At 44.5% G+C, this 26,507-nt stretch carries 25 protein-coding genes; 13 read left to right on the forward strand and 12 right to left on the reverse strand.

From position 1 onward, the window contains the following. Positions 1 to 74: 74 nt before the first annotated feature. From NSQ29_RS28545 to NSQ29_RS28555, 3 genes are all read left to right on the forward strand, one after another. Positions 75 to 1,649 (forward strand): sensor domain-containing diguanylate cyclase, encoded by a 1,575-nt coding sequence (locus NSQ29_RS28545; protein ID WP_341126595.1) that lies wholly within the window; start codon positions 75 to 77, stop codon positions 1,647 to 1,649. Positions 1,650 to 1,666: 17 nt separating this feature from the next. After that, positions 1,667 to 2,374, forward strand: coding sequence for a DNA alkylation repair protein (locus NSQ29_RS28550; protein ID WP_341126830.1), 708 nt, complete (start codon positions 1,667 to 1,669; stop codon positions 2,372 to 2,374). A gap of 252 nt (positions 2,375 to 2,626) precedes the next feature. Then, positions 2,627 to 5,344: a CHASE3 domain-containing protein gene (locus tag NSQ29_RS28555; protein WP_341126596.1), complete on the forward strand. Its 2,718-nt coding sequence runs from the start codon at positions 2,627 to 2,629 to the stop codon at positions 5,342 to 5,344. A gap of 108 nt (positions 5,345 to 5,452) precedes the next feature. On the opposite strand, the gene NSQ29_RS28560 is transcribed toward NSQ29_RS28555, so the two are convergent. After that, entirely contained in the window at positions 5,453 to 6,493 is a 1,041-nt protein-coding gene (locus tag NSQ29_RS28560; RefSeq protein ID WP_341126597.1) for a copper amine oxidase N-terminal domain-containing protein, read from the reverse strand. Positions 6,494 to 6,652: 159 nt separating this feature from the next. Here NSQ29_RS28560 and NSQ29_RS28565 point away from each other — a divergent pair, with 159 nt between their 5' ends. Together NSQ29_RS28565 and NSQ29_RS28570 are read left to right on the forward strand one after the other, a co-directional pair. Further along, positions 6,653 to 9,220, forward strand: coding sequence for a DUF2339 domain-containing protein (locus NSQ29_RS28565; RefSeq protein WP_341126598.1), 2,568 nt, complete (start codon positions 6,653 to 6,655; stop codon positions 9,218 to 9,220). A gap of 15 nt (positions 9,221 to 9,235) precedes the next feature. Further along, positions 9,236 to 9,967, forward strand: coding sequence for an HAD family hydrolase (locus tag NSQ29_RS28570; protein ID WP_341126599.1), 732 nt, complete (start codon positions 9,236 to 9,238; stop codon positions 9,965 to 9,967). A gap of 86 nt (positions 9,968 to 10,053) precedes the next feature. Here NSQ29_RS28570 and gdhA read toward each other — a convergent pair whose 3' ends face one another. Then, entirely contained in the window at positions 10,054 to 11,439 is a 1,386-nt protein-coding gene (gene gdhA / locus NSQ29_RS28575; RefSeq protein ID WP_341126600.1) for an NADP-specific glutamate dehydrogenase, read from the reverse strand. Positions 11,440 to 11,678: 239 nt separating this feature from the next. On the opposite strand from gdhA, the gene NSQ29_RS28580 reads away from it, so the two are divergent. From NSQ29_RS28580 to NSQ29_RS28590, 3 genes are all read left to right on the forward strand, one after another. Beyond that, positions 11,679 to 11,957, forward strand: a complete 279-nt coding sequence (locus NSQ29_RS28580) for a hypothetical protein (protein ID WP_042192741.1) — start codon at positions 11,679 to 11,681, stop codon at positions 11,955 to 11,957. 257 nt (positions 11,958 to 12,214) lie between these two features. Next, positions 12,215 to 12,415 (forward strand): cold-shock protein, encoded by a 201-nt coding sequence (locus tag NSQ29_RS28585; RefSeq protein WP_019914790.1) that lies wholly within the window; start codon positions 12,215 to 12,217, stop codon positions 12,413 to 12,415. Positions 12,416 to 12,533: 118 nt separating this feature from the next. After that, positions 12,534 to 12,764, forward strand: coding sequence for a cold-shock protein (locus NSQ29_RS28590; RefSeq protein WP_042131520.1), 231 nt, complete (start codon positions 12,534 to 12,536; stop codon positions 12,762 to 12,764). A gap of 104 nt (positions 12,765 to 12,868) precedes the next feature. On the opposite strand, the gene NSQ29_RS28595 is transcribed toward NSQ29_RS28590, so the two are convergent. Genes NSQ29_RS28595 through NSQ29_RS28605 form a run of 3 tightly spaced genes read right to left on the reverse strand, consistent with a single transcriptional unit; the run spans position 12,869 to position 14,348 of the window. Beyond that, the gene (locus tag NSQ29_RS28595; protein WP_340973367.1) at positions 12,869 to 13,330 is read right to left on the reverse strand and encodes a VOC family protein; all 462 of its coding nucleotides are present in this window, start codon (positions 13,328 to 13,330) and stop codon (positions 12,869 to 12,871) included. A gap of 44 nt (positions 13,331 to 13,374) precedes the next feature. Next, positions 13,375 to 13,842, reverse strand: a complete 468-nt coding sequence (locus NSQ29_RS28600; RefSeq protein WP_340973365.1) for a VOC family protein — start codon at positions 13,840 to 13,842, stop codon at positions 13,375 to 13,377. Beyond that, complete coding sequence (locus NSQ29_RS28605; protein WP_341126831.1) at positions 13,839 to 14,348, reverse strand: NADPH-dependent FMN reductase; 510 nt, start codon at positions 14,346 to 14,348, stop codon at positions 13,839 to 13,841. The genes NSQ29_RS28600 and NSQ29_RS28605 overlap by 4 nt, the downstream gene beginning before the upstream one ends. Between NSQ29_RS28605 and NSQ29_RS28610 the strand changes: the two genes are divergently transcribed. Then, a complete protein-coding gene (locus NSQ29_RS28610) occupies positions 14,283 to 14,420 on the forward strand; it encodes a hypothetical protein (RefSeq protein WP_341126839.1) in 138 nt (45 codons plus the stop codon). The genes NSQ29_RS28605 and NSQ29_RS28610 overlap by 66 nt on opposite strands. Before the next feature lie 133 nt (positions 14,421 to 14,553). Here NSQ29_RS28610 and NSQ29_RS28615 read toward each other — a convergent pair whose 3' ends face one another. The 3 genes from NSQ29_RS28615 to NSQ29_RS28625 all read right to left on the reverse strand — a co-directional run bounded on the left by NSQ29_RS28615 (position 14,554) and on the right by NSQ29_RS28625 (position 18,477). Continuing rightward, on the reverse strand, positions 14,554 to 15,246 hold the full coding sequence (locus NSQ29_RS28615; RefSeq protein WP_340973362.1) for a response regulator transcription factor: 693 nt from the start codon (positions 15,244 to 15,246) through the stop codon (positions 14,554 to 14,556). A gap of 16 nt (positions 15,247 to 15,262) precedes the next feature. Further along, the gene (locus NSQ29_RS28620; RefSeq protein WP_341126601.1) at positions 15,263 to 16,939 is read right to left on the reverse strand and encodes a GAF domain-containing sensor histidine kinase; all 1,677 of its coding nucleotides are present in this window, start codon (positions 16,937 to 16,939) and stop codon (positions 15,263 to 15,265) included. Positions 16,940 to 17,085: 146 nt separating this feature from the next. Then, positions 17,086 to 18,477 (reverse strand): MATE family efflux transporter, encoded by a 1,392-nt coding sequence (locus NSQ29_RS28625; RefSeq protein ID WP_341126602.1) that lies wholly within the window; start codon positions 18,475 to 18,477, stop codon positions 17,086 to 17,088. Positions 18,478 to 18,740: 263 nt separating this feature from the next. Between NSQ29_RS28625 and hxlA the strand changes: the two genes are divergently transcribed. The 3 genes from hxlA to NSQ29_RS28640 all read left to right on the forward strand — a co-directional run bounded on the left by hxlA (position 18,741) and on the right by NSQ29_RS28640 (position 20,401). Then, the gene (gene hxlA, locus NSQ29_RS28630; RefSeq protein ID WP_341126603.1) at positions 18,741 to 19,373 is read left to right on the forward strand and encodes a 3-hexulose-6-phosphate synthase; all 633 of its coding nucleotides are present in this window, start codon (positions 18,741 to 18,743) and stop codon (positions 19,371 to 19,373) included. 7 nt (positions 19,374 to 19,380) lie between these two features. Further along, positions 19,381 to 19,938 (forward strand): 6-phospho-3-hexuloisomerase, encoded by a 558-nt coding sequence (gene hxlB, locus NSQ29_RS28635; protein ID WP_341126604.1) that lies wholly within the window; start codon positions 19,381 to 19,383, stop codon positions 19,936 to 19,938. An 85-nt stretch (positions 19,939 to 20,023) separates the two neighbouring features. Then, complete coding sequence (locus NSQ29_RS28640) at positions 20,024 to 20,401, forward strand: winged helix-turn-helix transcriptional regulator (protein WP_036682121.1); 378 nt, start codon at positions 20,024 to 20,026, stop codon at positions 20,399 to 20,401. A gap of 95 nt (positions 20,402 to 20,496) precedes the next feature. Here NSQ29_RS28640 and pepT read toward each other — a convergent pair whose 3' ends face one another. The 4 genes from pepT to NSQ29_RS28660 form a co-directional block, all read right to left on the reverse strand. Beyond that, positions 20,497 to 21,729 carry a peptidase T gene (pepT, locus tag NSQ29_RS28645; RefSeq protein WP_341126605.1) on the reverse strand — a complete coding sequence of 411 codons (1,233 nt, stop codon included), beginning with the start codon at positions 21,727 to 21,729 and terminating at the stop codon, positions 20,497 to 20,499. A gap of 96 nt (positions 21,730 to 21,825) precedes the next feature. Further along, positions 21,826 to 22,479, reverse strand: a complete 654-nt coding sequence (locus NSQ29_RS28650) for a sortase (RefSeq protein ID WP_341126606.1) — start codon at positions 22,477 to 22,479, stop codon at positions 21,826 to 21,828. Positions 22,480 to 22,510: 31 nt separating this feature from the next. After that, a complete protein-coding gene (locus NSQ29_RS28655; protein ID WP_341126607.1) occupies positions 22,511 to 23,482 on the reverse strand; it encodes a hypothetical protein in 972 nt (323 codons plus the stop codon). Between the two features lie 475 nt (positions 23,483 to 23,957). Beyond that, positions 23,958 to 24,971, reverse strand: coding sequence for an LLM class flavin-dependent oxidoreductase (locus tag NSQ29_RS28660; protein ID WP_339267762.1), 1,014 nt, complete (start codon positions 24,969 to 24,971; stop codon positions 23,958 to 23,960). Positions 24,972 to 25,226: 255 nt separating this feature from the next. On the opposite strand from NSQ29_RS28660, the gene NSQ29_RS28665 reads away from it, so the two are divergent. Then, complete coding sequence (locus NSQ29_RS28665; RefSeq protein ID WP_076297981.1) at positions 25,227 to 26,231, forward strand: LacI family DNA-binding transcriptional regulator; 1,005 nt, start codon at positions 25,227 to 25,229, stop codon at positions 26,229 to 26,231. Positions 26,232 to 26,507: the final 276 nt, after the last annotated feature.

The following is a 26,507-nucleotide window of genomic DNA, read 5'->3' on the forward strand; positions in this document are numbered from 1 at the left end:
TATTTGTTGATTCATTTGTAGGATTGATTAGGATATAATGATAGGAGCGACTTGAAAAATAGGAGAAATATGGCATGCCGTGGATTGAAGGATATCCGTATTACTTATTAATGGGCAGTGTTCTAAGCTTTTACATGGGCATCAGCTCCTATCGACATCGAAAGTCGGCAGGAAGACGCTATTTATGGATCTTAATGCTGCTGGTCAGCCTCATATTTATTGCAACGGCGGGAGAGATCATGTCATCCTCTTTTCAGGTTAAGCTGTGGTGGAAGAATATGCAGCAGGCTCCGCTTTTTTTAAGTGCGTTATTTACTTATGCTGTCGTTAAAGAATATGTGTCTCCTTCCGCGGAACGCCTACCTGTAAAACTTGCTATCTTCTCGATTCCAATTGCTTTGGACGTACTGCTTATTTTTACGGATACCTATCATCATCTAATGCGTAGTGAAGTGGGCATGGCCACTGTTGCGGGTGTTAGTGGAATTACTGTAAAGCCTACGCTTCTTAGCATGGCTTTTATTGCTTATGATCAGCTATTTGGTCTATATGCGGTCTGCTTGCTAGCTGTTTCCTTAATGAATAGACCGAGAGCTTTTTTGCGACGTGCGTTCTTACTATTTGCCGGGTTACTGGTTCCGGTCGTTTCTGTTTTTTTACTTCCGTTATTGAAGATCACGCTTACAGGCTTTACGGCCTTCACTTATCTACCCGCAATTATAGCGGCTTATTTGTGTTTATTCATTGACTCCAAATCTACGATCTATCCTTTAACTAAAATTAAAATCCTGGAGCATATGAAAGACGGCGTAGTTTTGACAGACCGGAATGATAGTATCATTGGTATAAATGAGGCTGCAACCTCCATTTTGTTTGAGATTACCGGGATATCGAATGAGACCTGGATGGGGAAAAATATTGATCTTTTTATGAGGCATCACAAGGACATTGGCGCTCATTATGGTCAAAGGACCGAAGGACAGTTTGAGATTGTATGTACTGGAATAAGAGAGGTTTGTTATGGGGTTTCCTTGATAGCGACTGAACATCAGGCAACAGAGAACAAGGGAATGCTAATTGTTTTTAGTGACCATAGTGAAAAGAAGCGGTATGAACGTGAATTGGTCTATCAAGCAACGATAGATGATTTGACGGGACTTTATAATCGCAGGCACTTTATGCAAATGGTACAAAATCAAACGATTCCGGACGGACTAGGACTGGCGCTGTTGTTATTTGATATCGATGATTTCAAGTTAATTAATGATACCTATGGTCATTTAGCAGGAGATCAGGCATTAGTTGATTTCTCGAATAAAATACTTCAGGTGTACCAAAACAAAGGCATTGCCGGAAGAGTCGGGGGCGAGGAGTTTGCTGTATGCTTTTTTGCTGAGGATAAACGTGCAGCCTTGATGGAAGCAGAGGATTTTCGCACTACGATGAGTGATTATAAAATAATTTTGAATGAACACGATAGCATTCAGCTTACCGCAAGCATCGGAATTTCTTTTACAGAGCGCAGAGAGGTGACTTTCGAAGATTTGTATCGGGAAGCGGATGAAGCGTTATATCGTTCCAAGAATTCGGGCAAGAATAGAGTAACACTAGGTCGTGAACCCATTTTAAGAGAAGCGATGAAGGGATAAGAGGTGTTCTAATGAATCTGACAATTAATGAAGTGATGAGTAAGCTTGAGGAAATGGGTACAGAGCAGACGAAGCGTACCTTCATACGACATGGTGCTAAGGAGCCTTTATTTGGAGTAAGGATAGGGGACATGAAGAAGCTGGTAAAGGATATCAAGAAAGACCAAGGTCTAGCTCGCGCTTTGTATCAGACGGGGAATTATGATGCGATGTATTTGGCAGGGCTTACAGTTGACCCCAAGACGCTTACGAAGGAAGAGCTTCAAAGCTGGGTAGTGACAGCTTACTGCTCTGGAATAGCGGAATATACGGTAGCGTCTATCGCTGCAGAGAGCCCACACGCGTTGGAGCTTGCCAGAGAGTGGATTCGTTCCTCAGATGAAATGGTGGCCACCTGTGGCTGGAGTACTTATGGGAATTACATTTCAGTTACGCCGGATGATCTGCTAGACATCGCTGAGATCAGAAAGCTACTACAGCAAATACAATCTACCATTCATCAGGAACGGAATCGAGTTCGTTACACGATGAATATGTTTGTAATTATCGCCGCCAGCAGCGTAACCGAACTGCATGATGAGGCAACGCAGATTGCTGCAAGCATTGGAAAGGTTCAGGTACAAATGGGACAAACCGCATGTAAAGTACCGCTGGCAGTAGATTATATTGCCAAGGTTGAGCAGGCAGGAAAGCTTGGTGTGAAGAAGAAGACCTGTATTTGTTAATGGAGACAGTATAACATCGCCTTCAAGTTAGTCACTCTATTTCCCCCTCATATTCTATTGAGGAGTGAGTAAACTTGGAGTTTTTTTATGGTCAAATACACAGGTGTTTCAACGGTGCTCAAAAATGTTTAAGTTACCAGCAGTAAAAATTCACATAGAAAACTTAGTGGAGCAGTGAAGAAGGAGCAAAGAGCCATTATTCTAAGGAATTAGGTAAGGAGTTAGGCTTAGAAGACAGGACGGAGGCACTTTGTGAAAAAACATCGATTTACTTTGCAGTATAAAATACTATCTATAACAATTTTTATCGTGATCTGTCTATTAGGATTCGTGATGGTTATGCATGATAGAATCAATGCGCTGCAGCGGGAAAGTAGCTTTATTTCCCATCAGGACCGAGAGATAACTAGTTTGGCTAATCAGATCGAGAAGAACATTCTAGATATGGAAACGGGACAACGAGGTTATATTATCACCGGCGATGATAAGTATCTGGAGCCCTATAATTTGGGGAAAACTCAATGGAAGGCGAATTATGATGAGCTCTCCGTGCTTACTGCTAATGATTCCATGCAACTTCAGCGTCTGATGGGCATTGAAAATAATATCCAGCAGTGGATCAAGCAGTCCGGGGATTATGTGATAGAGTTGAAAAAAGAGGGACAGGAAGCTGAAATCTTACGATATTTCCATTCGGATGATGGCAAAGATCAAATGGACCGAATTCGTAGCCAGATCAGTACTTACCGCGAGACGATGAATGAGAATACTAATGATTTGATAGCTGGACAGGCAGATCAGAATAAATTGCTGCTGGAGCTCCTTTATATTGTTTGGGCGATTATTGCTGTTACCTCAGTGATCGCCTCGTGGATCATTTCACATGCCATCGTTAGTACGATTCGTAAGGTTACTCATACGATTACTGGATTAGATTCCGCTGATGATACGAAGAGAAGAGTGGAGATTACCACGAATGATGAAATCAGGGATCTCAGTGTCGCTACGAATCATCTGATAGACACGCAACAAGAGCGAATATGGATTCAGGATCATGCTAATGATTTGCTGTCAAGGTATCAGGGCATCACACGAGTCTCACAACTGGGGGATATCTTTTTAGGTAAAACTGCAGAAGTTATTGATTATCCATATGGTGCCTTATATATACGGATGCAAGATCATGATCGAGACATGTTAAATAGAACTTCTACTTTTGCTGGAAACAGCGACATAACAGATCATGGGACATTCCAAATTGGAGAAGGTTTGGTTGGTCAATGTGCTAAAGAGGCACGTTTGATTCACATACAGGATCTTCCAGATGAGTATATCAACATTCAGTCCGGGCTGGGCGTTTCCGCACCGAAATTCCTTATATTACTTCCAGTTTGTTTTTCGGGTGAGGTAGTTGCTGTGGTGGAAATTGCCTCCTTTTCTCCACTTACTGAGCCGCAGATTAAATTCTTGGAGTCTATTTCAAATGCATTTGGTGCTGCAATTAACAGTACCATCAGCAGTATGAGAATTGATCAACTTTTGGAGCAATCCCAACGCTTAAACGAAGAACTTCAAGTGTATACTGAAGAACTACAAACCCAGTCTGAGGAGCTGCAAATCCAGACAGAGTCGCTACATGCGACGAATAGAAAGCTGGAAGATAAGAATCTCTTAGCTGAACAAAAGTCAATTGAGGCTGAAAAAGCTCGAATAGAGCTTGCTCAATCTGCAGAATTATTGCGGCAAAGCTCGCAGTATAAATCGGAGTTCTTGGCGAATATGTCTCATGAACTCCGAACTCCGCTTAACGGCATATTGTTACTCTCCGAATTTCTCATGGAGAATCAGTCGGGGTCCTTAAGTGAGGAGGATATTGAATTCTCCCAAGCCATTCATTCTTCTGGGCAAGATCTGCTGGCGCTGATTAACGATATTTTAGATTTGTCCAAGGTTGAGGCAGGGAAGCTGAATATTGAAGTTGAAGCGATAAATCTAACGGAGATCCCGGAGGCAATGCTTCAGAGCTTCAGTCACCTGTCTCGAAAAAAAGAGATTCCTTTGCATATACAACTGGGGGAGGACTTACCTCCGCTATTTTATTCGGATGCTCAAAGGGTACGGCAAATTATTATAAATCTGCTGTCCAATGCGTTTAAGTTTACAGCTAATGGTTCAGTAACTCTTGAAATACGTTTGGCGACTACAGACGAACTACGGAGTTTGGCACATTTGGAACCAGGGTTATTTATTGCTTTCGCCATCAAAGATACTGGAATTGGGATTCCTTTTGAGAAGCAGGCTATTATTTTCGAAGCTTTTCAACAGGCGAATGGAAATACAGAACGTCAATACGGTGGAACTGGGCTTGGGTTATCCATATCCAGAGAACTGGCAACACTGCTCGGCGGTAGGATTACAGTGGAGAGTCAAGAAGGAATAGGTAGTGTCTTTACGGTGTATTTGCCAATGAAGCTTCAGGACCCTAGCCTTGAAGAAACCGCTGGGATAGCAGATCTTAATCATGAGGAAGAAATTTCGGTTGCTCTTCCCGCAGCAACCAGTGAGAACATAAGCAGCGACTTCACCTCTTTAAATCATAAGCATGTTCTAATTGTGGATGATGATGAGCGGAATCTGTTCGCGTTATCTAACACGCTAAGGAAGCGTGGACTGCAAGTAACTACAGCTGCGGATGGAGAGAGAGGCATACATGCGCTGGAGCAATCTGCATCCATAGACATCGTTCTTATGGATATTATGATGCCGGTAATGAACGGATTTGAAGCTATCGCTCGAATCAGAGAAATGCCGGCAGGGAAGAAAATTCCAATTATAGCGCTGACCGCGAAGGCGATGAAGGAAGATAAGGCGAAAATCTTACAAGCGGGTGCAACAGATTATCTTAGTAAGCCAATTAACTTAGAACGTTTATTAGCATTGATGCAATTAATCTTAAATAGTGATTCATAAGGTGATAGATTCTAGAAAAATCAAACAGCGCGCGCCAATGGAGTACTGGCGCGCGCTGTTTAGTTTGTACGAGCTGTCGATTGGACAGCTCTAGGGTTGTTGATAATGTTATTGTTGAACGGAATCTACTACGACTTTAGCAGCTGTGCCGATTGGCGGCAGGCTCTTAGTCAGCATAGGGCTGTAGAATCCTATAACTTTTGCGCCTTTTACAAGTTCGCTGCTGTTTACAGCTTTGCCATCGGTATTAATTAGCACGGTATCTTTGCTAATGCGAAGTACTACTTCTTGTTGTGATTGTTCGTTCAGGCCACTGCCTTTAACGGTGATGCTGATGTTTCCTTCATCGTCTTTTTGAACTTCTTCAATGGTACCTGCAGTACCCAAAAGATCATTTTGTTTCTGCTCATCTAGAACAGTGATCTTGTAAGTTGGAGTTTGCGGCGGCAGGCTCATGGTCATGATCATGGAATGCTCTGCTTTTACGGTCATACCGATATGAAGATCTTTTAGAGCAAGCTTAGTACCGTCTGCCATTTCGATAGTCGTATCTTCACCTACATTCAGTACGATGCCATCTGTGCCTACACCCTGAATCTGAACGGATTGGTATTTGCCCTCATTATTGACAGCTGTAATCACGCCAGTCTTGGTCATATGCTCTTCCTGATTAGCAGCAGTGATCACGATGGAATCTCCCTTCACTGTCATGTTGTGGTGGATGATTTCACTTACAAAGGAAGCTGGAACGTACAAAATGGAGTCAACCAATTGTGGTGCAGTTCCAAGCGTAGTATTCATTTTGTTAATGCTATAGCGATCTTCTCCGGCTTTCACTGTAGTGAACACAGCACCATTGATAAGATCAACGGATTTAGTTTGTCCATTCCAAGTTAATTCAAAGCCGAGTGCTTCAGTAACCGAACGAAGTGGCACCATAGGCTCTTTGCCATTTGCAGTTTGGAAGCCTGTTTCTTTCAGAGCGGAACCGTTGATTTCAATCGCAAATGTTTTTTGGTTAGCGCTAACGGTAGTTTGAGCAGCATCATTTTTGGCAGAAGTTGTTGTTGGTGCGGCATAGGCTGCTCCTGTTGAAAGTGCTAGGGACAAAGTTAAAAGAACTGTACTTGTTTTTAAAATGTTGTTCATAGTTGTGAGCTCCTTTTTAAGTTCATTTGTTAGTGTTGTTATTATCTAGACGGGACATCCCTCAAATATGTTGCAGTTTTTTGCATAAAAAAAGAGTAAGAGATCCTTCCGTTTGTAGTAAAATGGAAATATTAACAATCGCTCACATTAGGAGGCGCTATGGAGTCATTCAAAGATCGACTTAGATTCATGAAGGTCCAGCAGGACGGGCTTATTAAGGAATATGAAGCTCTGATTGCGGAATATGAAAGTCACGATCTGGTCAACGAGAATGAACACTTAAAGAAGCAATATGAGAAACATAAGCTTGCTTTAGTGGAGTTAAAGACTCAGGTAGGGAAGCTTCAAGAAGAGAATACAGAGCTAAAAGTTACGCTAACGGAACAGATTTTAGATGAGAAGCTTGGCATTCTTAGTCTGTCCAGACAGAAGCTGCAGACTTATTTTGCCTCTAAAAGCCTTGCCCATACGGACCGGCTGACGGCTTTTGAGATGGACACAAAGCGTCATATTCAGCAGCTGTACCAAACAGCCGCGAGGCAGCTCGGTGAGGATAAAGCGGAGTTATCCAGTCGACTTGGAGCGTTGTCGGCGGAGTTAAATGAGCGTGTACTAGCGCAGCGACAAAGACTGAGGGAATCCGAAATTGCTCTGAACTCCAGAATGGATAACGGATTACATGATTTTGCCTCAGAAGAGATCAGTGAAGAAGTATTGGAGCGTCGAAGAAAACAAAATCAGATCGAAATGAAAATTGGACTAGGCTGGATTAACAAGCTTGGGATCTTGTTGCTGATCTTGGCCGTGGGAGCAGCATTCAGATACTCCTATTCCAATTGGTTCACCGGTTATATGAAGGGAGGCGCCTTTTTCCTACTGGGTTTACTGATGTTAGGGGGCGGGGAGTGGCTATACCGGAAAGGAAAAGGGACGTTCGCTTTAGGGCTACTTGGCGGCGGGATTTCAGTGCTGTACGGCTCTATTTTCTATAGCTATTTTTTACTGGATATTATCAGTATTTATGTAGGGCTGTCCTTATCCGTGCTCGTCACTTTGACTGCGGTGCTCCTGTCTTTAAGGTATGAATCACGAAGTATTTGTGCTTTGGGCTTAATCGGAGGGTACCTGCCACTATATTCTTATCTTGGGGCTTTCGGGCTTTCAGGCAACGCAGTTTATGTGGCAATGGGCTACTTATTTCTTCTGAATTTATTCATTCTACTAATTTCCTTCCGCAAACGCTGGAACGTGGTCAATTACATCAGCTACTTATTTAATACACCCTCCATGCTGATATTAATAGCGTTATCGGATAGCAACGGAATGAATATGATTTATGCGGTGCTGACTTTTGCGATGTATTTGGGCATTACGTTATGGTACCCGTTCAAGTATCGCTCCAAGTTGTCTTGGTGGGATTTCTCTCTACTGGGATGCAACACATTTATTAGCTGTCTTACCTTGTATCTTCTATTTCTGGATGCAGGGCTCAAGGATTACAATGGTGCGCTGGCGCTGCTCTTCTGTCTGCTGTATCTAGGGCTTGGACGAGGGCTTGAAAAACTGATGCCACAAGAAAAAGAAAGCATGCTGCTGTTCTACGCTACTTCGCTGACCTTTGGTATTCTGATGATTCCGTTCCAATTTGGAGCGGCTTGGTGGTCCATTGGCTGGTTGGTTGAAGGCGTTGTGCTTACCTTGTTTGGTAATCTGAATCGGTTTAAAGGGATGGAAAGGGCAGGCTGGGGGATTTTAACGCTTTGCCTTGCGGTGTTCTTCGGATTAAATGTACCATTGCAGCTCAGTATAGCCAATGAATGGTTGAATTCCGCAGACGTCTATTTTCCGCTAAAATATGTCTTCATTACTGCAGGCATGCTGATCATTGCCGTATGGTACGCCGTTCAGCATAATCGAAAGGATGTCCTACAGCGCAGTGAGCCTTACGAAATTACCTTAGCCCTGTGGTTTAAATACGCGGCATTATTGAATTTCTGGATCTATGGTTTGTATGAATCGAGAAGACTGTATCGTCTGGCTGTACCGGAGGATTTCTCGCATAGAACCTTCTATAATTTGCTGCTGTCCGCTCTGTTAACTATTGTTCTGGCCTATGTATTGCCAAAGGTGAAGGTGCTTTATGACACGATTGTTAAGTATTTTGTGAGACTTCTCTTTGGGATCGGCTACGCTATTTGTTTGGTGATTACAGTAGGCTTGCCAAGCCTGCAGAATGAGCTTGCACGTAATACCGGGGCTGATTATATCGCACTGGGTGTACTTATTATCTTCAATATTTTCGTGTGGTTTAGTGGACGTGATCTGCTGATTACCTTGCTCAAACGTGAGTATAAAAGTATGGAGATCTATCCTGTTTTCATGGGAGTGTATCTACTCGGAATCATCACCGCTTTTCTAGGGGTACAGCTGCAATTAAGCGATGCGGGATTAATATTTAGTCTTGTGTATCTGTTGATAGCAGTTCTGTTCATCATGTACGGCTTCCGCAAAAGATATGTGTATATCCGGCGCTTCGGCCTTGGATTAACGCTTCTGGCGACAGGTAAGCTGCTGCTATACGATCTGGGACTACTGAATACCGGAAGTAAAATTATCGCTTATGCCAGCTTTGGGATTTGCCTGCTCGGGATCTCCTATCTCTATCAAAAGGTGTCAAACAAAATGGAGGAGGGGCAGGCAGCGACGGAGAATGTGACTAAGGGGTAACTTACAATGTGAATCATGGGAAGGAAGACGGGGATGTATCAGACTTATATTTTCGATCTGTACGGTACACTGATTGATATTGAGACAGATGAGGAGCAATCTGAGGTATGGGAAAGGTTAGCTCTCCATTTCGGATATCAGGGACTCTCTCTATCAGGTGGTGAACTGCAAGAACGGTTTTTGCGGGAGCGGGATCTTCAACTTGGTGAAGCCGCACGGAGCTGCGAGTATCCGGATTTCGTAATGGAGGAAGTGTTTCGGTCTGTGGCCCGTCAATTAGGTGGAGAACCGGATCAAGCGTGGTTATATGAAACCGTGAGGTGGCTACGGACGTTATCGATGGTCCATATCTCTCTATATGAGGGTGTGACTGAAATTCTACAAACGTTAAGAGAACGTGGCAGAAAAGTATTCTTGCTCTCCAACGGGCAGAAGACATTTATTGAGGCAGAGTTAACTATGCTCGGAATCATACATCTATTTGATGGCATTGCGATCTCTTCGGAAGCAGGGGTGAGCAAGCCTGATCCGCTATTTTATCGCTATTTAGTTGAAAGGTATGGAGCGGATTTGAGCTCAGCCATTATGATTGGAAATGATCCTCGTACGGATATTGAGGGGGCTCTGAAGGCAGGGATTGATTCCTGTTACATTCACACGGCTTCTTCACCGTCCGATATGGTTGTGAAGAGTACGTATTCTATATGGGATGGTGGTTTGCGGCAAATCCCAGGTTGGAACTCATAGTTGAATTAAAAAGTCCCCGTCCCCGGCTTCTTACTCACCGGTTACGGGGACTTCGTATGATCACAACGCCGTTTGTTTATGCTTGATTAGATTACGCCTTCAGCCAACATAGCATCGGCTACTTTCTTGAATCCAGCGATGTTCGCTCCTGCAACGAGGTTGCCGGACTGTCCATACTGCTCGGATGCATCTACAGACTGTTGATAGATGGAAACCATGATCTCATGCAGCTTCGTATCAACTTCTTCAAAGCTCCAGGACATACGCATGCTGTTTTGGGCCATTTCAAGCGCAGATACAGCTACGCCGCCAGCATTAGCAGCTTTGGCAGGCGCGAATAGCACGCCAGCTTGTTGGAACTGGTGAATAGCTTCAAGGGTGGATGGCATGTTGGCGCCTTCGCCTACTGCTTTAACACCATTCTCAATCAGTTTCAAAGCCATAGCTTCATCAATCTCATTCTGAGTAGCACTCGGAAGGGCGATATCACAAGGAATAGTCCAAATTTGCGTGGAATCTTCGGTATACACAGTGTTAGGGTGTTCATTCACATATTCACTAATCCGTTTTCTTTCGACTTCTTTCAGGCGGCGGACAGTTTCGAGGTTAATGCCGTTTTCGTCATAGATATATCCAGCGGAGTCACTACAAGCTACGACTGTTGCACCTAGCTGTACAGCTTTTTCAATCGCATAGATCGCTACGTTACCAGAACCGGAAACAACAACGCGACTTCCTTCAAAGGAAAGGCCTTTTGCTTTCAGCATCTCGTTTACGAAATAAACTGTACCGTAACCAGTAGCTTCTGTCCGAGCCTGACTTCCACCGTAACCAATACCTTTACCAGTCAATACGCCAGCCGGATATCCTCCGCGGATCCGCTTGTATTGTCCGTACATGTAACCAATCTCACGACCACCTACACCGATATCTCCTGCAGGAACGTCTTGGTCAGGACCGATGTAATTTTGCAATTCAGTCATGAAGCTTTGTGCAAAACGCATGATTTCGCCTTCGGATTTTCCTTTAGGATCAAAGTCGGATCCGCCTTTACCTCCGCCGATGTGTTGGCCGGTAAGAGCGTTTTTGAAGATTTGCTCGAAGCCGAGGAATTTGATAATACTAGCATTAACGGAAGGGTGAAAGCGAAGTCCACCTTTGTAAGGTCCAATGGCACTGCTGAACTGTACACGATATCCACGGTTAACTCTGACCTTGCCTTGATCATCTGTCCAAGGAACACGGAACATAATCAAACGTTCTGGCTCAACCAATCTTTCCAGAATGGCATTTTCCTGATACTTAGGTTCAGCAGCCAGGATTGGAAGCAAAGATTCAAGGATTTCCTTTACAGCCTGATGGAATTCGGGCTCGAAAGGATTACGCGCAACAACCTGTGCGTATACGTCTTCGATATAACGATGTGCCTTGTTGCTGTTTGTGTCTAATTGCTGGGAAGATACAGAGCTCATGAATTCAACCGCCTTTTCTAGTATTCAATTTGGTCCAACACTTTTTTTATATTTTGGCACAAGTCAATGTTCCTCACAACTGTTTTTATTAAATAACTTACCTGAAGTGGAATGTTGCAGAGCCTGTGATAGCAAGAAAAGTGTGAACAAACCGCGGTATACTTCGCGTAATGACGCGTTAAAGCGTGAAATATGCTACAATGGAGATGTAATAATTGTAGGGAGATGAAATTTGAAAAATGAGTGACAAATTAAACGAGCAGGAATTAGTAACCGTATTATCTGCCAAAACCAAAGTAGATCCTAAATTAATTCGTTTAGTATTGAAGCATGAACAGACCTTTATCAATAACGCCAAGGCTAATGCCAAAGGCGAGGTAGACATCGACAATGATGATCTGGTTGATTATGTTGTTGGCCAGCGTGATGTGAAGCTGGATGAAATCACAGTGGAGACGATTCTTGATGCGGAGATGGATTACTTAATGGATAAAGGGTTGGCAGGATACATCGATTAACCCGTGCACATTTCCGGCTCTAAAGCCTTTAATATAGAGGATATTGAGCCGGAATGAAAAAAGTAGGCATTTACATTGCATTCAATGATTTAGTGTGGTACAATGAAGTTAATCATAAATTTAACCCTTAATTCACATATTGTAAAAGGTTATCATTTGTGCGTATGAGTCCTTTTCCAATGTGTGAATTTTTATTTGTTCGTACACTACGTAGGAATAAAAGGACATGTGTTAAATAAAATATTGGAGGTAATATCATGCAAACAGGTACAGTTAAATGGTTTAATGCAGACAAAGGATTTGGTTTTATCGAGGTTGAAGGTGGAAGCGACGTATTCGTACACTTCTCCGCAATCACAGGCGACGGATTTAAATCTTTGGACGAAGGCCAACGCGTTGAGTTCAACGTAACTCAAGGCGCTCGTGGACCACAAGCCGAAAACGTTGTAAAACTGTAATTCGAAAATTAGGCTGCCCTTAACACAAGTTGAGGGCAGCTTTTTTATTTTTCATCTTATGAATCTGCCCCTAATAGGGTGGCGAAATCGTCTCGATTCGATCCAAGGAGGGGTACTTATGTATTTTCGTAAAAAAGCACTGGAGGATCTTCCGCAGGAAGACACAGCCATTTGGTCTTGTACCAAGGAAGGTTGCACCGGTTGGATGCGCGATAACTTTGCATTTCAGTACGTACCTACCTGCTGGCAATGTAACTCTCCCATGACGAGAAGTATGAAGATACTACCAATGCTTGTGAACACGAATTCAGATATGAAGGCTATGAAGAAAGGCATCACGATTAAGTAACAGCCTTTACTAAAACCATGCTAGAGATGGTTAAATAGAAGCAGCTAACATACTCAAACAGCTGGACCCTTGATGGTGGGCAGCTGTTTTTTGATTGAGTATTTTTATTTATGGTCGAGCAATTTCTCCCACTCGGTTAAGATGATATTCTCTGAGAGATGCTTCAAATGTTCAGGAACCTCTACATGGCACATCAATTCCAGGCTGTTGCCGTCCGGGTCGTTGAAGTACACAGAAGCATTCCCTTGATAAGCTCGAATAAAAGGCTCAACGGAAGTTCGATTACGGAACGGAACAGCCTCTACCCCAATGGATTCCAGCCATTGCAGTGATTGCTTCAGATCCTCATAAGTTACGCGGAAGGCAATATGCCGTAAAGATGGGTGGTATGGCGTTGCTACTTCCTTTCCTTGCCAAATGCCGATCCAACTCCGACCTTCCTCCATCCAGAAGAATGCAGTTTCCTCATCCCGCCAGGCCATTTTTAATCCCAATTTCTCATAAAATTCGATAGATACCTCAAGATTACTTACAGGTAAATGTGCTTCGTATAGTCCTTTTATCATATTCTCGTCTCCTCGTGCAGGATTAGCCTGAATTCTTTCAATAACTACCAGGTTCTTCCATGTATTAGTTCCCATTCTTTCCAAGGTATCATTCCTAGCTCAGGCCTGGGCGGATCAGGCAGTACAGATAGGAACTCTAAGGAATGACCATCTGGATCACTGAAATACACGGATACGGCTGGCATCCAGCCAAATACATACAATTGTCCCTTATCATCATCGAGGAAGTTGGAGGCTTCAATCCCCTTGGCCTTTAGGCAGGATACTGACTGCTTCAAATCCTCAAGCGTTACTTGAAAAGCAAAGTGCTGACGCACAACCTCGGAAGGTGCCTTCTCCCAAATCCCCAGCATGGCCTGATTACGATCTTCTCCAATCCAGTAAAATCGCCGCTTGCGGCCTTCAGTATTCTCCGAATGTGCTAAGGGTAGTCCCAGAACATGTTCATAGAAATGAGCAGATTGTTCAAGGTTAGTCACGTTCAGATGGGTTTCAAACAGTCCTTTGATCATAGGGCGGCACCTGCCGGGCTATTGATTTTGCGGGCTAAATTTAGGAATGATTCTAAGACTAGGCGAATGCGATCTTCAATTTCTTGACCGCCCTCGTACCCGTCGTATTCAATCTCGAACCGCTTGCGCTGCATCCCGCCGATGGAGATCCAGTCTGGCGTATTAATCCCATGTAGATTGCGTACAACCGCCTGCAATTGAAGCAATGAGCTTACACCTACAGCTCCACCTGCAGAGCTAGCAGACAATACCACTTTGCCGTTGAAGTGCGTCTGGCCTAGATGGTCGAGAGCATTTTTCATCACGCCGCTCATGGAACCGTGGTATTCCGGGGTAATCAGGATGATTGCGTTCGCAGTTAGCATCTCTTGATGGAGGGCGCTTAGATGCTCATGCTCCGCGTAAGACTCATCTGGTGAATAAAAGGGCAGTGGGCGTTTATGGAGATTAAACAGGGTGACTTGTTCGCCTTGCTGATTAATAAAATGTGCGGCATGCTCTGCCAACTTTGTGCTGGTCGCTTCTTTTCGATTGCTGCCTGTCAGGATCATGACTTTCATCTGTATCCACTCCTATAAGGTCGATTGCTATAAACCAATGATAGCTGAATCGACATTTGTTGACGTCAGCACATGGAATGAACCTGCATAATAAAAACGCTCAGCAATTGTGCTGAGCGTCTAAGACTATAGTTGTAGATGAGCTGTGGCGCTATGAGTTGTAGCCGCTTTTCAATGCAAAAATGGCAGCTTGAGTCCGATCCGATAAGTTCAGCTTTCCCAGTACATGACTGACATGTGTCTTAACAGTCTTCTCGGTGATGACCAGCTTACTGGCAATCTCTTTGTTGCTCATACCTAGTGCAATGAGGTCTAACACTTCCTGCTCTCGCGGAGTAAGAAGCTCAGATCCGGTGATTGTAACCGATGTAGTACTGGATCCATTCAGATCTGAGTTGCTAACATTCAGTTGTTCTGGTGTAGAAGCTGCCATTAGATCCATCAGTTGGCTGGCAGCTGCGGAATGCAGCTCAACTTGACCACTTTGTACCTTACGGATGGCGACTACCAGCGCTTCTGGTTCTATGTCTTTTAGCAAATATCCTTTGATCCCTACGCGGATAGCAGGGAGTACATGATCCTGATCTGAAAAGGAGGTCAACACAATGATTTTGACCTGTGGATGGGAGATCCGTAGCTGTTTAGCCGTCTCGATGCCATCCATAACGGGCATGTGCAAATCCATTAATATGATATCCGGATGGAGCTCAGCCGTTCTCTCTAGTGCCTCGCGGCCGTTCGATGCTTCTCCGATAACCTTGATGTCCGGTTGTGTCGAGAGAAACACTTGTAGCCCTCGACGAACCATTGCATGATCGTCAACCAGTAATAAACCTATTGTCATTTGTGATCACCCGACTTCATGTGGATTGGAGGGGCAAAGGGATGGTTACCTCAATCGTTGTGCCTTGGTGCTCCTCACTGTAAATATGAATATGGCCGTAGAGCGCCTCAGCTCTTTCCTTCATAATATGCAGGCCGAGAGATTCATTGGTGTCTATGTTACAGCGCCGTTTGGCACCGCCCTTGCCCTGATCGGCAATGCTCAGTATCACCTCGGTAGCGTTTAAATGTAGAGATACTTCAGCTTTAGAAGCTCCGGAGTGCTTACGTACATTATTAAGTGCTTCTTGACCAATGCGCAGCAGTCCTTCTTCCACATTGCGGGGAAGTTCGAGTACACCGCTGCGCTCTGTCTGTATCAACAGCCCTAGTTGCTGACCATGAGCCTGCAGCGCGGTCAATAACCCGGCTTCCAGTCCTGCAGGACGAAGCTGCATGATTAAAGCACGCATTTCTTTGAGTGCAGATTGAGAGAGCTCTTGAATATCGCGGACAGCCTCAGCAGCCGGATGGGAGATGTGCTCTTGCTGCAGCATGCTTTCTACACCTTTGGCCGTCATCGAGAGGGAGAACAGAATCTGGTTCACCGAGTCGTGGAGGTCACGGGCCAGTCGATTCCGCTCGTCCAGACGCGCGATTTCGCGGCGCTTCTCTCCGAGCTGTACACTTTCCAGTGTAGCTGAAATATGCTCGGCAATCGCTTCGAGTACTTCTCCATCTGCGGTTGCGGAGGCGAGTGCTTTAGGCGAGGTGATGAGTAGAATGGCTGAACCATGTGCAGTAATCTGCCGAAAGGGGACGGCAAGCATTACAACTCGCTCTGTAACAGGCTGTCCGGAACAGCATGAGTTCGTAATTTCCTGTTCTTCGTCAGAGGTTAATGTTGCGAAGCGCTGTCCTTTTGCAATATCCCTTAGACGATTCTTAAAGGAATAAGAGAGCTCAAAAGGGGCTAATTCAGGTGTTATATTAGCTGCATGAGCGGCTGCATGTACTTCGAATTTGCCCGCGTGTTGTCCAATAATCGCTGCAAAAGGCCAATCGAAATATTGGCCAATCAGGGCGGTGGTTTTCTCCACAAGAATGCTTGGGGAGATGCATTCACTAGCCGTTATATTCAAAGCAGCGCTGAACTCCCCTAATTTGGCGTACAGATTGGCACGGCGCTGCTCGGTGCTATATAACTGCATGCGTTCAATGGCACTGCCAATTTGCAGGGCCACGGATTGTAGCAGAGCCAGCTCACTGTCGGGGTAATGTGCTTTGCCCGGTGCAGCTACATTCATAAGTCCTAGGTAGCGATCGCCTGAATGCAGTGGGATAGTGGCGTGGTGGGTGATCCCTAATGTATCACCCCAGTTATTTTGCCTGGCATTACTCAGCCGCTTGCAGTTTAGAATGTTAACAGCATGCTCTAGCCGTCCGTCCCATAGGCGGTCTAAGCACCAGCAGCTTCCACACTGCATCGGCTGTTTATTGTCCCGCTGCAGCGCTGGCGGTAAACCCCGATCTGCGGCGAATTCATACTCCATATTCTCTTCGCTCAGGAAGATCCAGCCTGCCGTATTTCCTGTTAGATCTAACAGCTTGCCCATAACTGTATCGAGCATCGGTTTGAGCTCATTGGAACTGTTTAAGGTCTCCGCAATCGTCTTGAGCGTCAATAACTCGTGGATCCCGGTTTCTTCCGACATGAGGTTCTCCCCTTTAGATTAATTACGTTCTATCTATTGTAACGTAGAATGCTTCATTCATTCTAAAATTTTGTAATCATGAAGCGACAAAAAAGGTGGACTCTTAAGATCTGGTATGACCTTAGAGAACCACCTAAATAAATTCGTTAATTTACAGCTGCAGGGGTAGTGGAAGGCGCGCTGTGTTCTACATCATCGTGCTGAATCAGTCCATGTTTCTCCCAAGCTCGACTCTTCCAGCGGAAATACATAATGACAGCTCTTGTCCACTCATCAGCCGCAGTGGCAATCCACACACCGGCTAATCCTAGGTTAAGCTGGAATACCAGAAAATAGCCAAGGGGTAAGCTCATGCAGACCATGGAGATCAGTCCCATATATACTGGGAACTTCGCATCGCCCGAGGCGCGTAGTGAGTTAATGATGACCAAATTAGTTGTGCGCCCGGTCTCTAGGAAGAAACTAAGCAGTATAACCTGAGCCCCCATCAGAATAATGTTCTCGTTGTCTGTGAAGAGGCCGAATAGCGGTACCCGGAAGACGATCACAAGAGCATCTATTACTACTGTGACCAGAAGTGCCCACTTCACACTGGTGAATACACGCGTATAGGCCTCCTTGGGGCGCCTAGCTCCCACCAGATGTCCTACGATAATGGAGGTTCCCATGGAGACGGCTACACTGAATAAATAAATATAATTGGAAATGTTGAGCGCGTATTGACGAGTGGCCATAGCCTCGGCGCCCAGATAGGTAATATACAGCGTGAATACGAGCTGACAAGATTGATAAATAATCGATTCAAACGCGGACGGGATGCCGATTTTGAGAATTTGCTGCACATATTTTTTGGAAAGATGAATGTAGTAGGTTAACTTTACCCGTACCTCCATCACTCTGTAGAGCAATAAGAAGAAAATAATAAGACAGATAAACCGACTGACAACCGTTGAGATAGCTGCACCTTCGACACCTAACGCTGGAAGTCCAAAATGACCATAGATGAGTAAGTAGTTACCCACCACGTGAATGATGTTCATCAGCAAGGATACGACCATCGTCTGTTTAGTGAAACCGTGCGTACGGATTGTGGTCGCCAGAGCATTGATTAATGCTTGGAGAAAAATACCGCCTCCGACAATATGAATATAGGATTTAGCGTAAACGAGAATATCCCCTTTTACATTCAGGGCAGTTAGTAAAGTTCCTCCGAATATCAGTAAAAACGTACTTAGGATAATTCCTACTAACAGGTTTAGAGTAATGGCATTACCGGTCACTTGAGCGGCTTCCAGAGGTTTTTTGGAACCGAGGTATTGGGAGACTACAATCGCTGCGCCGTTACCAATTACACTGAGAACTAAAATAGCCATCGCGATAATCTGATTCGCTGCGCCAACACCCGATACGGCATCGTCCGATACGGAGCTGATCATAAAAGTATCCACACTGCCCATGAGCATAAATAGGAACAGTTCCAGGAATATCGGCCAAGTTAGTTTTACAAGGTTAAATTCTTGGTGATTATTGTGCTTCATTGTACACCTTCTTACATCATGATTAAATTGCTGTTATTCCATAAACAAACTGTAATGTTAGCACAGCTTTCATGAAAATGCAGTACTTTTACAAAAATATGACAAAAGGTTGTTAATGTCTGCAAAGATAAAGCTGGCAGCAGCACATTAGTATCCTCCAGGTAACTACATCACAATAAAGTGCCTACTTCCCTTAAAGGATGTAAGGATCTACAATTTGTACATGACTTACTAAAATATATTAACAAGGAGTGCAAATAAATATGAAATTGCAATTAGCATTGGATCTAGTGGATATTGCGGGAGCGAAAGAGATTGTCTCAGAGGTTGCTGAATATATAGATATCGTTGAAATTGGAACACCTATCGTTATTAATGAAGGCTTGCATGCGGTGAAAGCAATAAAGGAAGCTTTTCCTGCTTTGACAGTATTGGCTGATTTGAAAATCATGGATGCTGGTGGATATGAAGTGATGAAGGCGGCAGAAGCTGGTGCTGATATCGTTACTGTGCTTGGTGTATCTGATGATGCTACCATTCGGGGTGCGGTGGAGGAAGCTAAGAAGACGAATAGACAGATTCTGGTTGACCTGATCAATGTAAAAGATATTAAGTCAAGAGCGGCTGAAGTAGACGCACTTGGCGTAGACTATGTCTGCGTACACTCTGGATATGACCATCAGGCGGAAGGAAAAAATTCTTTTGCAGATTTGAATGCAATTAAAAGTGTGGTTAAACAGGCTAAAACCGCTATCGCTGGGGGTATCAAGCTAAGTACGCTTCCGGAAGTTATTGCAGCGAATCCTGATCTTGTTATCGTTGGCGGAGGCATTACGGGTGAGGCTGATCAAAAGGCCACAGCGGCAGAGATGAAACGTCTAGTTAAACAGGCTTAAGATTACAATGGACACATTGAAATATGCGCAGCAAATTATAGAGGAGCTTCAGCGCTCCATTTCTCAGCTTGATCAGCAAGAGGCTGAACGAATGGCTGAACTGCTTCTTCAGTCGAATAAGATATTTGTGGCCGGGGCTGGTAGATCAGGATTGATGGGACGTGCTTTTGCAATGCGACTCATGCATGTCGGTAAAGAAGCGTACGTCGTGGGAGAAACGGTAACCCCGGGTATTGAGCCTGGTGATGTGCTTGTGCTCGGTTCGGGTTCAGGAGAGACGAAGGGGCTGATCTCTATGGCAGAGAAGGCCAAAGGAGTAGGTGCAGAGGTTATTGCCGTTACGATTGCGCCAGACTCGACCGTCGGACGTTTAGCGAGCTATGTAGTGAAGCTGCCGGGATCTACAAAAGATCAGACCAGCGGAGGCTACAGCACGATTCAGCCAATGGCTTCTTTATTCGAACAGACGATGTTAGTCTTTTGCGATGCAGTGATTCTGCGGATGATGGAGAAGACGGGGCAGACGACTAAGCAGATGTTCGGCAAGCATGCTAATTTAGAGTGAGAGTACAGAAACGAATGCCTTCCTAGTAAGGAGGTTATTCGTTTTTGTGTTAGTATGACAACAGGAGAGAGGGGGCGCTTTAGTTATGGCAACCGAGATTAAAGATCGCATCAACTTGAAGGAAATTAACTGCGAGAAGGAACTGACGCTTGCGGTGATTGGAGGCAAATGGAAGCTGATAATCCTGTGGCATCTTGGGCTTGAAGGGACAAAGCGGTTCAGTGAGCTGAAGAAGCTAATTCCTCATATCACGCAGAAAATGTTGACCAATCAGCTTCGAGAGCTTGAAGAAGATCAGTTGGTTCTTCGGAAAGTTTATGCCGAGGTTCCTCCAAAAGTAGAGTATTCTCTGACTTCATATGGACAGAGCCTGCTTCCCGTCCTTCGATTGATGTATGATTGGGGTAAGAATTACGGGGAAAATGTGATCTGGAAAGACACGCCGCCGGAAGAAAGATGCTAATCGAATAGACTTTGAACATTAATAATCCCTGAGAGGTCTGAATCGACCTTTTCAGGGATTTTTTGTATTCAATATGGAGTGACGTGAATTACGATTTAAGCTTTTTGTTCGAACAGCTTGGCGATCTCGACGATTACGTTTACCGCTTTTTCCATGTTGTCAGCAGAGGCGTATTCGAATTTACCGTGGAAATTTTCGCCCCCCGTGAAAATATTAGGTGTAGGTAAACCCATGTAGGAAAGCTGTGAGCCATCTGTTCCCCCGCGAATCGGGCGGATGATCGGTGTGATGTTCAGATTCTCCATCGCCTCATGGGCAATATCGACAATATGACGCACCGGTTCGATTTTTTCGCGCATGTTGTAATATTGGTCTTTCATTTCAAGCACGATGTTCTCTTCACCATGGATGCTCTTGAATTCATCTACGATGGCAGAAAGAAAGGCTTTACGTGCCTCGAATTTCTCGCGGTCGAAGTCACGAATGATATATTGAAGCTTGCTGAATTCCGGTGTGCCTTCTATGGAGCTAAGGTGGTAGAAGCCATCATAACCGTCTGTGAATTCTGGAGCTTCCTCAGAAGGGAGTCTAAGATGGAGCGCCATAGCGATTTTTGCGGAATGAATCATTTTTCCTTTGGCAGTACCAGGATGTACATTGACGCCGTAAACCGAGATTTTGGCTGATGCAGCATTAAAGCTTTCATACTCTAGTTCACCGAGTGGGCCTCCGTCCACAGTGTAAGCATAGGAAGCATTAAAAGCAGCTACGTCAAATTTATGAGGTCCGCGGCCAATTTCTTCGTCCGGTGTAAAGGCAACTCTAATCTTGCCATGTTTGATTTCAGGATGCTGAAGAAGGTGATTCATAGCTGTCATAATCTCGGCAATACCGGCTTTATTGTCTGCGCCAAGCAGGGTGGTACCATCGGTTGTAATTAATGTATGGCCTTTATATTCTGCCAGCTCTGGGAAGCTCGCTTTAGACAATACAACATTTAATTCTTTGTTCAAAAGAATATCTTTGCCATCGTAGTTCTCCACGATCTGTGGCTTTACATTTGTTCCTGTGAAATCAGTTGCTGTATCGAGATGCGCCAAAAAACCAATGGTCGGAACATCCTTCTCCGTATTGGCTGGGAGTGTAGCCATGACATACCCATGCTCGTCCACCTGCACTTCATCCATGCCGATCTCCTTGAGCTCTTCGACCAGCTTGTGGGCCAGCACCATCTGCCCCGGAGTGGACGGACAAGTTTCATTATCCTCGTTCGATTGGGTATCCATTTGGGCATACGAAATAAACCGTTCTATAACCTCTTTTTTCACTGTGGGTCATCTCCTCATTACTGTTGTATCTATATAGTATCACTTTCCATATCCGGTCTCATCCCTGAGGAGGAAGATTAAGAGTTAAGATTAGCTTTAATGAGGCGATATTTCTTGCTTCACTAGCTTCGCTGTAAGTAAATACCGGTCTGGTGCTGATCCCACGTATGAAAAAGGATAACAGGTGATCAAGGTAAGAATAGCCTTATCGCTTGGTTTTATTGCGCCGCGTTCATTCCCATCTACAATCGTGCTGCCTGTCACTTCATAGGTGAACGTACCGTCCATGCTTTCCAGTTCGATCAGATCTCCTGCGACAAGTTCTCCTAGATTGCGGAATACGGTATCACGGTGTCCAGCAAGCACGCTATTACCGATGGCGCCGATGGCTGCGCTACCTATATAGTGTCCAGCTCCTTTTTTTAATTCAGGGCTTTCCGTACCCTCCACAATAGCCACCTTCTTATTTAAGGTGGGGAAGCGGATTTCTCCAATCACTTCACCCTCTTTATAGGAGGGAGAAGAAGATGGTTGTTCTTTTGGAGAACTGACCATTCCCTTGGGGAGAGGGTTCTCTTCATTTGGAAGGGGGCGGGCGATAGCTTCCTCCCTCTTTTTTGCCCAATCATTTAGGGCCTGCTTGGCCTCGATGGGTGCTTTGACGACTTGGACGATCGAATAAATCAGCACAACTAAAGAGAGTATGAAGATTAGCTTCACGGTTAATAAGACACCATTACGCTTCTTCATACTCTCTCCTCCAGACTTATATTACTAAATGTTATTCTTTCTTCGATTTCAATCTGCGCATGATGATCACGCTGAGTACCGCAATAGCTAAGCTGGCCAGAATTAAGTTATACCAAGGCTCGGCGGTATTTGGAAGCTCGTTGCCTGCCTCTGGTGCTCCCAAAGGAATGTCGCCGTCAGGTAAGGCTACCTCATCGCTTGGCTGAGGTGTTGCACTGGTGGTTTGACTACCAGCACCTGGTGACGCTGCAGGTGTAGGCTCATTACTGCTTCCGCCCATTGGAATCGGTTCTTCAGTAACGCTTATTTCATCGACTGCAGGCGGTGAAGCCGTAGGTGTAGGCGATGGTGTTGCTGTTGCTGTTGGTGCAACCGTAGGTGACGGTGAAGCTTCAGGTGTAGCTGCTGGTGTTTCAGTAGGTGTTGTAGTAGGTTCAGTTGTTGCTGTTGCCGTTGCTGCAGGTGATGGATCAGGTGTAGGTGAAACCGTCGCTGTTGGCGTTGGCGTTGAAGTAGGCTCGGTGGTTGGACCTGGTTCTCCGGAAGCGGAGAATTCAAAAGCTACGGTCGTGGCCTTCCCTTGATATTCGTTGCCGGCTTCCCATGGGAAGGTTACATCCATTTGAATTACACTCTTCTCTCCTCCAGCAAGTGAACCGATGGTTACTCTGCCAGCAGCCTCACTCATCACTCCCGAATAGATGATTACTCCCTCTTTTTCGAGTGTCATTTGGAGAATATTGTACAACTCTACGTCTCCAGAGATGAATTTAAAGTCCACGAAGTAATCAAAGCCTTCTGTGCCATCATTAATAATCGTGTACTCTGAGCTCATTTCGTCACCGGGCTTCATATTGTTCATGGTGGCTGTGCTCGTGGTATGAGAATTCACAGTAAGCTTAATGGTATCCTGAGCGCTTACCCCTCCAGCGTGCCATATTACTCCTGCCAGAATAATCAGAACGTAAGCAGCTATGAAGACCGAATGGTATTTCTTCTTCACTTTCTTTGCTCCTTTCTCCTGAGCCCATTGTAGCTGTTGAAAAACAAAATCTGCGGGCTTCCGGCAAAATCCTCCGTTTTAAACGATTATTCCATTCTACATTGTCGAAATAAGTGGTATTGTGAAGTACCACTCTTTCATTTGTGGGCGGAATCTTTCTGAATGAACGGAGAAAGAGGGCATAGCCAAAATACAAATCGTTCGTTATAGCGAATATATAAAGTATAATCAAAATGATATCCAAAGAAAAATGATGTATTACAACTAATTAGATCATATTTGATTAAATAATAAGTATATGGTCTGTTTATCTGTTGATTTCTCTCTATATCTCTTTATTTTTATGTTTTTTACTATCTTAGTAGTGTTTTATTAAGAACGGTTTCGAAAACAAAACAAAAAAGGCAAGACGCATATCTGAAACGGGAGAATTCCCGATACTCAGATAACGTCCTGCCTTGTTAAGACTGCAATCTTACAGTTCTTTCATAGCCTCAGCTACAATTTCATAGGAACGAAGACGAGCTTCATGATCATAAATCCCTGCGGAGATAATCAATTCATCTGCTTGTGTCTCTTTCAGAATGTCTTGAAGTCGTTCTTTAATCGCTGCTTTATCGCCAGAGAAAGAATAACGCTGCTTATCGAGCATGATTGCTTTTTCTTGTACCGTCCATAGCCCATCCATACTCTCAACGGGTGGTTGTAACTTGCCTGTACGCCCGCGGATGATATTGAGGAACTGCTGCTGCTGCGAGGTAGCTAGCTTTCTTGCCTCATCTACAGTATCGGCTGCTGTAACCCCTAGTCCGACCATAACATAAGGTTTGTCTAGTACTTCTGATGGACGGAAATTACTGTGGTATATGTGCAGCGCCTGAAGTAAATACTCAGGTGCAAAATGGCTGGCAAAGGCAAAAGGCAACCCTAGCTTGGCTGCTAGCTCAGCACTAAAGCCGCTGGAGCCTAAGAGCCAGATGGGAACATTTAAGCCTTCCCCAGGAACCGCGCGTACTCCAGCTGGGCGCGATCCTGCTCCTGCAGGGTCGAAGTAAGCTCTTAGCTCACTTAGCTGCTCAGGGAATTCACTGCCATCGCTTCCGAGCCCGCGACGCAGCGCACGGGAAGCTGGTTGATCAGATCCGGGTGCTCTGCCCAGTCCAAGATCGATCCGTCCCGGATATAGAGATTCGAGAGTCCCGAACTGTTCGGCAATAACAAGTGGTGCGTGGTTGGATAGCATAATGCCACCAGAGCCAACACGTATACTTTGGGTGCCACCAGCAATATGTCCGATCAAGAGTGAGGTAGCAGAGCTGGCAACTCCGATCATATTATGATGTTCAGCGAACCAATACCGATGATAGCCCCACTTCTCAGCGTTCCGAGCTAAATCTAGAGAGTTATGAAAAGAGTCTGCCGCGGTCCCTCCTTCCACAATAGAAGCTAGGTCCAGTACGGAGAATCGAATGTCACGAGGTTGTTTCAATGTTATCCCTCCTATAATAAATGCTCTATGCTCATAGAGCAGTATTTGTAGCTACGAATATCGCTACTCGGATAGTATACCATGTAATAAAACTATATACACACTTTAAGTAAGTTGTTTATCTTCCGAGTGAAGAAAGAGGAGGAAAGATGAATTTTATAAAATGATGTAAGCGCTTCAAAAATTCTATTGTTATTTCCAATCGGGCTTGCTATAATCACATCGAAAAGTTCCCTAAAAAAGGAAGTTATCATTATGAAGCCAACCATAAGAGATGTTGCCAGAATGGCCGAGGTGTCGATTAGCACAGTGTCACGTGTTATGAATGCACCGAATTCGGTAGTGGAGAGCAAACGGAATCGAGTGATGGAGGCTGTAGAACGATTGCGGTATCAACCTAATTCATTTGCACGTGGTTTGATTTACAAGAAGTCCTTTACACTGGGCCTGCTTATTCCGGATATTGAGAACCTGTATTTCGCAGGGGTGATTCGGGGGATGCAGGATGCTTGTATCAAGCTTGGGTATAGTCTAATGATCTGCAATACGGACCGCGACAAAGAACGACTACTGTCCTATATTGATAACTTCCATGAGAAGCAGGTGGATGGAATTGTATTCGCCAGTGATTTTCTTTACCCTGAGTATCATGACAAATTGGTCGGTTGTAGAATTCCATTTGTGTTAGTGTCCTCGCATTCCGATGAGTTCGACATTCCAAGTGTGGAGGTGGATGATGAAGCGGCTGCCTATGATGCGGTGAAGTTCCTGATTGATTTAGGTCATAAAGATATTGGTATGATTGGTTTTAACCATGATAATTCGGTATCAGGACCACCACGCTATGAAGGGTTTGTAAGAGCACTAACAGAGTCAGGGTTACAGCAGAATATTGTGAAGAGTAAATATGCCAGTCACCGGTTTGAACATGCTTATCAAGCTGCGCATGAACTATTTACAGATTACCCTGAACTAACTGCTGTTTTCTGTGTGGCTGATGAATTCGCGATGGGGACGATTTCTTATCTAAAGGATCGTAATATTCTTGTTCCGGGTCAGGTATCCGTGATTGGGTTTGATAATCTAAGGATGTCGGGTATGTTCATCCCGAAGCTAACTACGATTGCACAGCCAATTTACGAGTTAGGGTATCGTGCGGCCGAGAAGCTGCATGAATTGCTTACAACAGGTGAAGTGCAGGTATTGAATGAGAAGATGGAGCATAAGCTGATTGTGCGGGAATCTACACGAGAAAAATAGGGGTAGTTCACTTCTGTACCACCCTTTGAAAAGCTTTTCAGAATTCAGCGCTCGTCTTAAGCAACATTTGAATATTTGCTTAGACAATAAAAAAAATTTTACCAAAACACTTCAAATACAGATTGGAAACGCTTACTTTATGTGATACTATAACAAATGTAAGCGCTACAATTAATTGGAATTTGTGATTGGATTCTTTTTTAGTATAGATCCTTAGATTCTGAAAAGCTTTGCAAGGAGGTGATCTGCTACAAGCTGCTTATACATGCCAGGGTA

The sequence above is a fragment of the Paenibacillus sp. FSL F4-0236 genome (assembly GCF_038000135.1).
Classification (GTDB): Bacteria; Bacillota; Bacilli; order Paenibacillales; family Paenibacillaceae; genus Paenibacillus_AQ.